Below are 13,105 nucleotides of genomic sequence, written 5' to 3'. Positions count from 1 at the left end.
TTTGATAAGTAAATTATCATTTATCTTTTTTAATGTATTAATAGGAAATATTGTTATTTTTTAGATTTTTTTTAAAGTTGTGGTATTGTTTTTGATATTTTTCATGATATAACACAAAGATTTTATAGTTATGAAGAAAATATTTACTATTATTGGATTAATATTAATCAGTTCATCTGCTAATGCACAAATTGTGATTAGTGAAATATATAGAGGAAGTGGAAATTCAGAATCAATAGTAAAGAATAATTACATACTATTAAAGAATGTGGGGGGATTCTCAGCTTCATTGTCGGGTGCGACCATACAATATGCGCAGGAAGGAGGAAGTTTCACTCAATACCATACTTTGCCAACCCTTACTTTAGGTCCGGGACAATCTTACCTGATTAAGGAAACAGTAAGCAGTGAAGATGATGTTGATTTTCCTGCTGCAGATTTTGCACCAACCGATGTGGTTAATTTTAATGGTACTCTTAATGCTTCTAAAGGAATAGCATTAGCCACTTCAGGAAAAATCGCGTTGGTGGGTAATACAACAATGGTTACAGGACCAACAGGAGATCATATTCTGGATTTTGTAGGATATGGACCAATGGCCAATCAATTTGAAGGGAGCGGTCCGGCTCCATCGCTGAATGGTACTGTAGCGATAAAAAGAATAGCTGAGGATAACAATGATAATAAGACTGACTTTGTAGTATCAACAGTACAACCTGTTAATTCTTTAGGGAATACGCAAGCTGTAGTAGATACACAGAATGTAGGATCAGGCTTTGTAGAGAATGCTTTTATTAAAAATAATGTAATTAATTTCGTGACGGAAATTAAAGATGTGAAAGTTTTTGATAAATATGGGCAGGTGGTAAAAAAATCTACTAAAAATGCAGTTATTACCTTAGATGTTACGGGAGTACGGAAAGGAGATTATATTGTTACCGGAACCATTAATAATGAACCGGTTTCTCAAAGAATTGTAAAAGATTAATTTTCAAAATAATTTTTGCTGAGGGAACAATTGTAGTATCTACAGTTGTCCCTTTTTTTTAATACCATCCCCGTCGGGCTGCATTGATAACTGCACCCAGATTAATGACCAGTGTATATCTGATTCTTCGGGCATAATCTTTAAATGAAGGTTCAAAGCCTAATGACGACTGCACCGGAAAATAAATTTCAAGAAAATCAGGAATTAATTTTACTTTGATCCCACTATCCCATATGAATTCAGTAGGACGGTTTTTATTTTTATAAATTCCGGCATCTGCATACACATGGAATATCTTCCAGATACTTGAATCTACATTAAAAGAGGTAATCCACTGATTAACACTTCCGGGGATAAATGATTTAAAGCCACCATCTGCCAGAATAAACTGTTGCGAAAGAATACCGCTATTGGCACTTTCTCCTAAAAGATTATAAGAAAAAGAATAATTTGAAACCCTGGAAATTCCATAATTAAACATACTGTTCCTGGTCTCATTTCTTGCAAAATATCCTGCAAACACACGCAGACTGAGTTTTTGTTTAGGCGCAAATTCCCATCTGTAGAAACCTTCAGCTGTAATTTTATTAAAGTCTTCCATGCCCTGTGTACTTATGCTTAAGCTTTTCTCATGGATCATCTGGCTGTCGCTATATCCATATCCCACACTCCAGAGGTTGTATTTTCCATAGTCTTTGTTGGCAACCATGAGAGGACTCAAATCTCTTTCCAAATAATTATAAGATAGTCCAATCCCTCTGCTTACCGTACTTCTTGGGTTTTTTCTGAAATTGATATTGGAAAATAAAGATCCCTTTCTGTAAGCAAGCCCGTAATCATAATGGTAGTAAGAGCCTGAAACCCCAAAAGTCAGGCTTCGGATAATACTTTCAGCCGGTAAAAAAGAGTAGGCTACAGAACCTGAACCTGTCAGTTTACCTGTCCCTGAGCTGTAAGTAGGGGTAATAGAATAGAGGAATTTCTGATCAAATAAAGACTGGTTCTTAAAATTCACACCAAAAAGAAATTTATCATACGTATTATTAAAACGTACTCTGGGGCTTATATAAATTTCGTTGTATTCAGGATTGGGAATGTCTTTTATAAATTTAAATTTGATTTTTTTCGTGTGAGAAAAGAAACCTTTTGCATACAGAAAATTATCACGGTAATTCGCTTCAGGAAATATATAATCGTTATTCAATGTAATTTTAGATACGTCCTCAGAGGCAGGAAGAGATACATTTTTGATCTTTTCATTCTCTTCCGTTTCTATCCAGAAGGTCTTTCTTTCGCCTTCCCGTGTTTGGGTTTCCAGCTTTACAGGAATATCGGTATCCGTATTTCTTGCAATGTTGATGTGAAGTGAATCTCCATCTTTTTTGTAATTTTTCAGACTAAAGTTAACCCTGTTTTTCTGTTCCAGGAAAGGTGTCAAATACGTTGTTGCCTTGTCCTTCTCTGCAATTTTTTTTAGAAAATCTCTTGGATTGATCTGTTTGTCAGTGTTTTGGGTAATGTAATCTTTTACTATCGCATTGAAATTTTCATAGCCCATTTTTTCCGCTGAATAATTGAACAGACTTCCTGTTTCAAAACTGCTGATCGCCATATCATTGAAATTACTCAATGCTGTAAAGTGTTCGTCAATTTTCTGATCCAGATTCTGGGACATGATGTATTGATACGCCAAACCATACCGGTCAAGCAGCTTAACTTTTGAAGCATGGAATAATTTTAAAGGCTTAATTCCAAAAATACTGTTCTCAGGCAAACTTCCCAGAAGTTTGGTGTCCGCATAAAATTTTTGCAGATACTGCATCTCAAGATAAGATTTTAGTCCATTTTTAAACCAATGATCATTTTGTTTATCAGCGATAATGCTTTCATCCAGGATTTTTTTAGCAATGATTCCAAAATAATCCATATCGGTTTTTTCTGCATCATTAAATAACTGAAACCTGAATTTCCAGAAGCTGATATCATTATTTCCAAAAAAATCCTCTTTCGCCCTGAATTTATCAGAAATAAAAATCCTATCCGGAACAAAACCGATCTTTTCTTTAATAAATTGAAGATGCAAAGGAAGATAAAACTCCAGATTCTCCTTTTCTTCAGGTTTTAAATTATATCCGAATTTAATTTCGGTATGGATACCTTCCGTATTGATTTTGATAGAGGGAAATTCGTTTTGAGAGATTAAGAATTCGGGATCAGAATCCAGATATCCTTTGAAAGAATTCATTTGTATCTGAGGCAGGTTGCTGTCAATAAAATGATTCACCGGGAGATCAAAATTAACTGTCCAGTAGGTATTGAAGTTGACGGATTCCTCGATATCGTTATAGCTTCTTTTGGAAATATTGTCCGGATCAAAATGATCCGGAACAATAAAGAAGTATTTTAAGGCAACGTTTCTATCGGATGTTCCATAACCGGTAAATTTCTGGTTAGGAAGCTGCATCCGGTAATGCAATTGCAGTTTGATGCTTTCGCCTGGCCGTAAAGCTTTAGACAGAGGAAGAAAAAGATTCTGGTCTGTAATATTTTCTACAGGAACAGGCTGGCTTTCGGAATTCTTAATATCCAATTCCAAAAGTTTGCCGAGCTGCTCCTGTTTTGCAAAATGCAGATCGCTGCTCCGGTCTTCCAGTTTCCGGTAGACCAATGATGTTCCTCTCTTGTTATAAGCTGAAACCCAGTTTAAAAGTTTTATGTTGTTTACCTCTTTGTCAGAGTGGTTGTAATAGATAAGCTCCTGATTAATTTCCAGTATTTTTTTGTCTGAAGATAATTTAGCTTCAATATATATACTGTCTTTTTGTGCAGAAACCTGTACAACTCCCCAAAACAAAATAAGGCAAATGCTGATCTTTTTCAATATTCCTGATAAAGCCCAAATATAACTTATTTTGAATATATTTCTTAAGATTTTAGTTTGGAATTCCTTTTTTTTATAAAGATTTCACATAGGCATTCCAACCTTCGTTTTTATAAGCTACAGCGGCAGCTTCCGGATTCTCAGATTTGTAAATTCCTCTTCCTACAATGATGAAATCCGTATGAAGGGTTTTGAAAACATGCTCCGGAGTATTGTACTGTTGTCCCTTTCCATCCCCTGAATCTGCAAGGTTGACTCCCGGAGTGAATAATAAGATATCATCCGGAATTGGGTTCTGAGAAACCCCGCCAATAACATTAGGATGTGATAGAGCTACTTTAAGCGCTTCTTCACGATAATTATTGGTTGTTAAAGTTCCTTTGGAAGACATTCCGATAATGGCCACAACACCTACATTTTTGAAGCAGTCTAAAGATTCAAAACCACCGATAACCTGTGAGGTTACAAAATCTGCCCAGTCTGTAATTTTAAAAACTCCGCTTGTAAACTGAAGTTCCTGAGTATTTCCAATATCCGCAAATTTTCGGTCTTCCATCAGTAAAAACTGGTGTTTTGCTGCTAATTCTTTCAAAGGAGTGATTGTTTTTTCGTATTCGAAATCCGAAATAATATCGATATGCGTTTTTAATGCAATAATATGTGGTCCTACTTTATCAGCAAGAGCTAGTAATTCCTGCGTAGTGGTAACATCTGCAGAAGCAATCAGGTTTGATTTTTTTGCTAAAGCTGTTTCTAATAGTTTTTTTGAAACCGAATGTTGAGCCTGTGTTAATTTCTGTTCATAAGAACATCTGGTTTTTTCTTCAAACTGGATATGGTTTCCCAAAAGGAAATCCTGAATTCTTTTTACTTCTTCCTCAGAAAGATCTCCGGTTTCCTGAAGGATCGTGCAGACTTCTGAAATATTGAAAAGCGTATGAACTCTGTAGCCTTTACTTTCCAACAGTTGTTTTCCGCCCTGCTCTCTGTCTAATACCACAACGATATCAGAAACATTAAGGTCTTCCTGCTCGATCTCCGGAATGGTTTCTAACAGAGATTTTCCGGAAGTGATCACGTCCTCTACCAACAGACAGTTCTGTCCTTTCTGGTAAATTCCTTCAATCATTTTTTTGGTACCGTAGTCTTTCGCTTCTTTTCTTTTAATAATTAATGGAATATAGCTTTCCAGTGACATGGCTGTAGCCATTGGAAGTGCCGCGTAAGGAACCCCACAGATTAAATCAAAATTATCTAAAGGAAGCATTTCCAATAAATAATTAGCGAGATTTTTTAAGATCTTAGGATCTGAAGCCAGAGGTCTTAAATCTACATAAAAAGGGCTTTCGATACCGCTTTTTAAGGTAAACCTTCCGAATTTAATGATGCCCAGCTTGTAGCACTCTAAAAAGAATTCTTTTTTACTTTCCATTATTTTTTATTAGATATTGCAAATTTAACGATTTGAAATAAGGCTTAAAAATTTATCATCATTTTCTCGCAAAAAAGCCATTTCAGTATGCACTGGAATGGCTTGAAATAGTAGGGATATACTATTAGTTTATAATTTCGGCATCTATTACTTTAGTGATGCCGCTGTATTTTTGTTCAGCTTCCCAAAGAAGAAACTTATCAACCTCTTTGATCAACTTAGGAATTGTTAAAGATAGAACCGCTAGGTCATCTAAAACTCCTAATACCGGTACTGCGACTTCCGGAAGAAGATCTATGGGAGAAATCACATACAGAATTCCCAAGAGGGGAAGAATAATGTCAATGGATTTTATAGGATAGACTCCTTTTTTCCACATTCTTACCATTCTGAAAATGTCCGGGATTTTTTTTACGAAGCCCTTATGGCTGATTGCTTCTTTTGCTAAATTTAATTTTGAATATTTCATTTTGTGTTTGGTTTTAAAATAAAGTTCCAATGTTGTAAATTTCGCAAATTTTATACCAACTCAGGATAAAATTTAGTTAAACTTATTTAACAATGTTATCGATAAACTGATGCACAGATTCCGTATTCCAGTCTCTGTAGGCATCTTCCTTGATTAAAATCCTACCTGTTTTGTCTAATAAAAACGTAGTAGGGAAGGCTTTTGGCAACAGGTTTTCAGAAATTGGACTTTGTGCGATATATACAGGAACCGTATAATTATTATCCTTTAAAAATTTTTTTACCGCTTCTTCCTGATCATTCATTGCAATCAGTACAAAATCTACATTTCCATTTCGGGTATCATAGAGCTTCTGTATCGTAGGCCATTCTTTTCTGCATGGCGGACACCAGGTTCCCCAAAAATTTAAAAAGACCGGTTTATTCTTAAAGTTTTTAAGATTGGTATTGGGTGCATTGATTCCCTTTAATTCAATATCATAATCTTCGTCACTTATATGCACGGCTTTTTCAATGGCTGCCACTGGAAAAAACTGATCTCTTAAGAAATCTTTTACGCCCGGAACAAAAGCAATAATACAAATAATGATGATCAGTATAAAGTAGATGATATTTTTTTTCATGAATTATTTTTTATTGTTGTGGTCTGCTGCATTACATTCATCATATTATAACAATTCTAAAATTTCCTGAACGGCATCCTTACCTCTGTTTTTAGCATAATACAATTGCAGGTCATTATAGAAATTATCTTTTGGATATCCCTCAGGATCGGCTTTATGCTTCATAAGTAATTCATGTCCCTGCTTTGGACGGGGTCCCCATGAATTTTTTACCTTAAAATCCTGATCTAAAATAATTACTTTCGGAATTGACTCTGTGCCGTTGGTTAAAAACTGATTGATTAAGCTTTTATCACTGTCTCTCAGGAAAATTCTGACTTCATTATGACCTTTGAAAAATGTGAATAGTGCAGGTACTGTTGCGCTTGCATCACCACACCATGCTTCGGAAATAATTAAAATCTTACCATCAAAATTTTTTGATGCCAGTTCTTTCAACTGTTCTTCATCCGGAACATACTTTTTCAGTGTTCTGTCCATTCTCTGAAGTCCCAATTCATAGTATTGCTTATACTCTGCTTCTTGCTGATTAGATGGATTCTCTAATCTTTCTTTTGCGATTTCTATGTATTTTTCAAAATAAATTCCCTGGTCCCAGTAATTTTTCATACTATAAATCTTAGGTTAAAAATTATTTATATTTCTTGTTTTGTTGATCAGAAACAGATCAGCCAGTACAAATGCAGCTAAGCTTTCCACTACAGGAACTGCTCTCGGAACTACACATGGGTCATGACGGCCTTTTCCTTCTACAATAACAGGATTCCCATATTTATCTACACTTTCCTGAGGTCTTAAAATTGTAGCCACAGGTTTGAAAGCGGTACGGAAATAAATATCCATTCCATTGGAAATTCCTCCCTGGATTCCTCCCGAAAGGTTAGATTGTGTCGTGAAATCTGTATTAAAGGCGTCGTTGTGCTCTTTTCCCGTCATTTTTGCTCCACAAAAACCGCTGCCGTATTCGAAGCCTTTACATGCGTTGATATTCAGCATTGCTTTTGCCAGTTCAGCCTGCAGTTTGGAGAATATCGGTTCGCCAATACCTACAGGAACATTTTTGATGACACAGGTAATGGTTCCTCCGATCGTGTTACCTTCTTTTTTGATTTCCTTGATTTTAGAAATCATTTTTTCAGCGGTTTCAGCATCCGGGCAACGAACTTCATTGCTTTCAGTTTTCGAAAAATCTAAAGCCTGATATGGTTTTTCACAAAAAATTTCGCCCACAGAAGATACATAGGCATTGATTTCAATGTCTGATAACAATTGTTTTGCAAGTGCACCCGCTACGACCCAGTTAATGGTTTCTCTGGCTGAAGATTTTCCGCCTCCGCGATAATCTCTTACTCCAAATTTTTGATCATACGTAAAGTCTGCATGGCTTGGACGATAAGAATCAGCGATATGATCATAGTCTTTTGACTTCTGATTTTCGTTTTCGATGATAAAACCAATGGGAGTACCGGTAGTTTTTCCTTCAAAAATTCCTGAAAGAAATTTTACAGTATCACTTTCTTTTCTTTGTGTGACAATAGCTGATTGCCCAGGTTTTCTCCGATCCAATTCATATTGAATTTTATCGAAATCTACCGTTAAACCTGCCGGGAAATTATTAATGATTCCACCATAAGCCACACCGTGACTTTCTCCAAATGTTGTAAGACTGAGAAGATTACCTAAAGTATTGAACATAGTACAAAATTACTTTTTTTTCTTCAGATAAGAAAGTTTCGGAATTTGTTCTATTAATGAGTGTTTTTGATACTATAAATAATGTTTTGGGTGTCTTTTATCTGTTTGGAATTCAGCTTTTTCCATATAAATCCTTTTTTTACATTTTTTTCATCTATATACTGAGGAAAAATGCCTGCATGAATGTCATCTATAATATAACTTCGGGAAATTGCAGGGATAGGAGTATCAAAATTATATGGATAATTTTTTGAAACATTGAATTTTAAGTTGCCTGTCTTAAATGAGTCAAAACTTTTATAGTGATAGACTGAAGGGCTGTACAATTGTTTTTTTTCAAATGGTCCCATAAAGCTTCCCAATCTGAAACTTGGAAGATACTGTTGAAGAAGAGTTGGAAAGGTTAGAAATATGATAAGAACAATACTTAATCCTGAAAAAGCAGCGATTGAAGTTGTTTTATTAATCTGTTTGAAAAACAGGACAAAAAAGATTACAAAAAATACATCGATAAAAAATCTGTATTGGGCAGAGAATAAAAGGACAAGAATACTTTTAATAAGAATAGATATCAAAATAAGCGTTACCATCTTGTTTTTTTTGAAGAAAGCAAAAATGGTGAATACTAATAAACTTAGGATAAAGAGGATATTGATCTTCGATTTTATTCCATTTAAAAACAACCAGTTTTTAGCATATTCCCACCATGAAAAATTTTGAATTTCCTGATAACTGTACTGCATATCATACGTTTTTAAGATCGCGTATTGAGACGACTTTTGTAAAATTTCGGGATTAGGTTTCCAGCTTATCCCCAGATCGATTATAGAAATCGGAAAAATAGGATACCCGAATGTCCATATATTTTTTACAAAGAATAAAAGCAGGACTGCTCCTCCAAATAACAAACTTTTGAAATTAGATTTTACAATCAGAATAGAATAGAGAAAGCTTAGTATCGGAATCCATATCATCGTAGGTTTAATGGCAAATACAAAAATTGAAAATCCAAACAAGAGATCTGTTTTTCTGTTTCCGGATACTATTTCATTTAATAGGATAAGAGAAAAGACAACCACGGGAAGATCAGGACTTGGTGATTGGGAAAATAAAAGAAGTACAGGAAGAAAACACAGCTGGGCCCAGCTTTTCTTTTCTATAATATATATGGTATAAATGATCAATATAACAGCATTCATTCTCAAGAACGGATCTGAGAAATTCGAAAACCCTGCCTGGAAAATATGCCATATCGACATCTGTCCCAAAGTAAGATCAAGGTTGGACATTCCCTTTACCATGCCATATTCCGTAAGCCATTGAATGGTGGGTACATAATATCCAAAATGGTCTAATATATAAGGATAATAAGAACTGCAAAACGCAATGATAAGAATAATGCTTAAGGCTAAAGCACTCTCTTGTTTTGAAAAATGATACCATTTCAGAAATAATTTTTCTTTAAAAAAATAAAAAAAACCTATCAGAAGAGTTGGGATTTCTATATAGATATTTAAAGGAAGGAAAAATGCAAGAACAGACCAGATTAGACTGATTCCTACTATTCCGGATATTATATTCCCTGAAATCCCGGTATATAAAGAGCCCAGAAAAGATTCCACAACTTTCCCCAGGCCCATTAAAGCCGGGATGATGAAAATGGAAGAAAGGAGTAATAAGATCATAAAAAAAGATTGCTTAAAAATAAGCAATCTTTTATTCTTTCTAAAAATATTAATTATTTGGGTTGTACCCTTCCGTCTTTTCTATCGCCGGCTCTACCGATGGTATATCCCGTAGCACCCCCTACAACACCGCCTATGACAGCACCAAGGCCTCTGTTGTTCTTACTGATAATGGCTCCTGCTGCGGCTCCACCTACCGTTCCTATAATCGTTCCTTTTGCAGCTTTACTCATTCCTTTTTTCTTGGTAGTTCCTTGGGAAGCGCTACTGCTGCTACCGTTATTGGCATAAGTTCCGTTACTGGAATTTGAACTGGATGCTCTATCTCTGTAAACGGTTTTGGTTTCTCTTATTACCTGTGGTCTTGAATTATTTTCTGCGACAGCTTTTGTTTTTTTATCTGCTACTATACTGTCTGCTTTCTTTTGTGCTTCATACACAATTCTTTCTTTTTCAATAGCCAGCTTTTGTTTTTCTATATCAAGCTGTCTGGCCTGAAATTCAATTTTCTGCTGTTGCAGAGACTTTTCTGCGGTCTGGTTATCCTTCTTGCAGGCTGTCATTACCATGACGGATATAAAACCTGCTAATACTACCTTTTTCATAATTCAAATTTTAATACGTAAGATTCAATTAAGCAATTAAATCTTTACTATTATTTTCAATTATGAAGCCAAGTTTTAGTTAAAGGATGTTAAAGTTTAATTAAAGTATCATTGGCTATTCAATTAAAATGCTAGAATATGCTGTATTAATTTTTGTCTGAACCTTAGGTCGAAGGTATTTGCAGGGAATGTAATTGTATATTAATTAATAGTTTTTATTTGATTCATATGAATTGGGTATTTTTGAATTACCAAATTATAATAATATGAAAAACGTAATACTGAAGGTAATAGCCTTCACAGGTTTGTCGGCTCTGGCTGTCTCATGCTCTTCTAATGATGAATTGCTTGTTGAATCTCAGCCCTCAGCTCAGTCTGTTGTATCGAAAGAGGCTTTAAAAACAAAAACGTATAAAATCCGGTATGGACTTCTTTCTAAAAGCGGGACGAAACTTCTTTCTGGAAATTATGATGTAGGAAGTTTTATTGCTACTGATACCACTACAGGCGTTGCCTATGATACCTATTATAGCGGAGGTTTTCAATCTCTTCCGCAATATTATGGGGGTATTCCGGCGGGAACATATGTTTTTTCTGCTATGCAGGGACAAGGGGGCTGGATAGGATATGGATCTGTATCGGCAGTAGTGTCGGATGCGCAGGTGGATGCAGATGGATATGTTACAGTATATATTCCGATAACTTGGGAAGAATAACTTTGTGGAAATAAAATATTTACCTAAATTTACGCTCTTTCAATAGAGGGTTTTTTTGATGAATTTAGTGGCATAAGTAGTTTTTTATTCACATTGTTAGGATATTTATAGTAATTTTAACATAATTAAAAACTGAAAAACGATTGTACTTATGGACATTTATGACTATTCATTTATTTTTAAACTCATCATTTTGTTTATTTTATTAATGCTTGTTGTTTTTGGTTGTAGCCTTATTCTCCGGAAGATAAATCATACCTCCGATTTTTTATTTTACAGTTATGATTTTCCATATTGGAAAAAGTATAATAATAAAAGGAATACCAGATAACAGCTTTTACAATATTCTGTTCGGATTTTCTGAATAGATTTTTTTCATCATTTGTGTTTTTAGGCCTCCTGAAAAGGGGGCCGTTTTTATGCAGAATTATTAAGCGCGATATTTTTATACTACTAATATGACTTTTGGAAGGATTCCAATTATTAGAGCATAAAAAAACTCCTCATAAGAGGAGTGTAATAGATTATAGATTTAATGTAAGTTTTAACTTATTGATGAATCGATGTACTTTATTGGTCTGATAGTTCAGCAGCTGGTAAATTTCCTGAGCATTAGTATAATGATCAGGAACTGTTCGATTGTTTATTTTTCTTATTCCTCTTCTTTTCATCGTTTCATGAATCACCTTGGCAAAAGATTCTTTTGCGGTTTGTTTGGAACTGTGTTGCGAAATTCCGTTAGAATGAAGTCTATAAAGATAGAGTGGTTCTTTGACAAATGTTACTCCGCCATGCTCAAGAATTTTCAAATAGAGATCCTGATCTACTGCACTTTTTAGGTTTGCATTAATACCGGATGTTTTAAAATAGGTTTCTTTTTTAAATACAAAGAAATGAGCAAACTGAGTTGGACAGTTAAAAAAGTATCGGCTGTTATAAATTTGTTTTGTGCTGGCAAAAACCTTATCCGGAGTAAGATTTTCATCACACAGCATCATCTGGGAATACAAGGCTACAATATTTGTATTCTTGGCAAACTCAAATGCGCAGGTCTCCAAAGCTGTACTGTAAAGGGCATCATCAGGGTCCAGATATGCACATATATCACCCTGTGCATATTTCATGCATTCTCTCTTGGTGAAGCCACATCCTTTATTTTCTTGATTATGATATAACTTGAAACGATCGTCATTTTTTATGATATTTTTAATAACTTCAACAGAGTCATCGGTAGAAGCATCATCGACAATTATTACTTCCCAGTTTGTATAGGTTTGACTGAGAAGTGAGTTATAACAATCAGCAAAATATTTTCCATTATTATAGTTGGCTATAAGTACAGAAATTTTTATCACAATTTTATGAATTAAATTATTTCATAAAAATAGGAATTAAAATAATTAAAAAACATGACCCTAATCATTGGCTATTTGATATTTTTTTCTTATCTTTTACCTGTTATTGATGTAGATTGATTGTTAATAATTATTTATTAGTGTTAAAACAATAATAACAAAATAGTCTGCTGATTTATAATTCCGTTCATCTTTCCTGTAACTTTATCGGAAATTAAGACTGATTTTAGGGTGTGTTTTCTCTTATGTAGGTGAAATTTTTTGGTTTGCAATATTTATATAGATACTTAATATAGCATATGGATTATAAGCAGGACTGAAAAATGAGGAATGTAAGAGGAGTTGCCGATTAATACTCATATTGATATAATAAATTATGTGTTTATGAGTACAGTCATAAAATATAAAAAAAATACATTGTAGTTTTGATTAGAATTTAATGATAGATAATTATATTTCTGATATAAATAAAAATTTTTTTTTCATCATTTGTGTTTTTGAGGCCTCCATTGTTGGGGGTCTTTTTTTGTTTGATTCTATTTTGTGCAGAAAATTGGATTAATTATGATTAATATGAATATATAAATGAAATTGAGATAATTAAACAATTGTTTGATTATTAGTTGTTTGCATGCATATCATTATAGGATTGAAATT

General features: G+C 34.2%; 11 protein-coding genes. 2 read left to right on the top strand and 9 right to left on the bottom strand.

From position 1 onward, the window contains the following. Positions 1-130: 130 nt before the first annotated feature. Positions 131-988 (top strand): lamin tail domain-containing protein, encoded by an 858-nt coding sequence (locus tag IW15_RS20075; RefSeq protein WP_034715017.1) that lies wholly within the window; start codon positions 131-133, stop codon positions 986-988. A gap of 58 nt (positions 989-1,046) precedes the next feature. On the opposite strand, the gene IW15_RS20070 is transcribed toward IW15_RS20075, so the two are convergent. The 8 genes from IW15_RS20070 to IW15_RS20035 all read right to left on the bottom strand — a co-directional run bounded on the left by IW15_RS20070 (position 1,047) and on the right by IW15_RS20035 (position 10,377). Further along, positions 1,047-3,869, bottom strand: a complete 2,823-nt coding sequence (locus tag IW15_RS20070; protein WP_228384408.1) for a gluzincin family metallopeptidase — start codon at positions 3,867-3,869, stop codon at positions 1,047-1,049. Between the two features lie 73 nt (positions 3,870-3,942). After that, the gene (gene pyrF, locus IW15_RS20065; protein WP_034715012.1) at positions 3,943-5,301 is read right to left on the bottom strand and encodes an orotidine-5'-phosphate decarboxylase; all 1,359 of its coding nucleotides are present in this window, start codon (positions 5,299-5,301) and stop codon (positions 3,943-3,945) included. A gap of 124 nt (positions 5,302-5,425) precedes the next feature. Continuing rightward, entirely contained in the window at positions 5,426-5,770 is a 345-nt protein-coding gene (locus IW15_RS20060) for a YkvA family protein (RefSeq protein WP_034715230.1), read from the bottom strand. Positions 5,771-5,852: 82 nt separating this feature from the next. Continuing rightward, positions 5,853-6,392: a TlpA family protein disulfide reductase gene (locus IW15_RS20055; protein WP_034715010.1), complete on the bottom strand. Its 540-nt coding sequence runs from the start codon at positions 6,390-6,392 to the stop codon at positions 5,853-5,855. 45 nt (positions 6,393-6,437) lie between these two features. Then, on the bottom strand, positions 6,438-7,001 hold the full coding sequence (locus IW15_RS20050) for a thioredoxin family protein (protein WP_034715008.1): 564 nt from the start codon (positions 6,999-7,001) through the stop codon (positions 6,438-6,440). A 15-nt stretch (positions 7,002-7,016) separates the two neighbouring features. Further along, complete coding sequence (aroC, locus tag IW15_RS20045; RefSeq protein WP_034715006.1) at positions 7,017-8,087, bottom strand: chorismate synthase; 1,071 nt, start codon at positions 8,085-8,087, stop codon at positions 7,017-7,019. A gap of 53 nt (positions 8,088-8,140) precedes the next feature. Then, a complete protein-coding gene (locus tag IW15_RS20040; protein ID WP_034715004.1) occupies positions 8,141-9,772 on the bottom strand; it encodes an LIC_10190 family membrane protein in 1,632 nt (543 codons plus the stop codon). A 53-nt stretch (positions 9,773-9,825) separates the two neighbouring features. Continuing rightward, on the bottom strand, positions 9,826-10,377 hold the full coding sequence (locus IW15_RS20035) for a YMGG-like glycine zipper-containing protein (RefSeq protein WP_034715002.1): 552 nt from the start codon (positions 10,375-10,377) through the stop codon (positions 9,826-9,828). Positions 10,378-10,643: 266 nt separating this feature from the next. Here IW15_RS20035 and IW15_RS20030 point away from each other — a divergent pair, with 266 nt between their 5' ends. Beyond that, positions 10,644-11,093, top strand: coding sequence for a hypothetical protein (locus IW15_RS20030; RefSeq protein WP_034715000.1), 450 nt, complete (start codon positions 10,644-10,646; stop codon positions 11,091-11,093). Positions 11,094-11,617: 524 nt separating this feature from the next. Here the strand turns inward: IW15_RS20030 and IW15_RS20025 are convergent. Beyond that, complete coding sequence (locus IW15_RS20025) at positions 11,618-12,448, bottom strand: glycosyltransferase family 2 protein (RefSeq protein WP_228384407.1); 831 nt, start codon at positions 12,446-12,448, stop codon at positions 11,618-11,620. Positions 12,449-13,105: the final 657 nt, after the last annotated feature.

The organism is Chryseobacterium soli, from assembly GCF_000737705.1.
Lineage (GTDB): Bacteria > Bacteroidota > Bacteroidia > Flavobacteriales > Weeksellaceae > Chryseobacterium > Chryseobacterium soli.
Note: the sequence above shows the minus strand (reverse complement) of the source record. Positions and strands in the feature narration are given on the sequence as shown.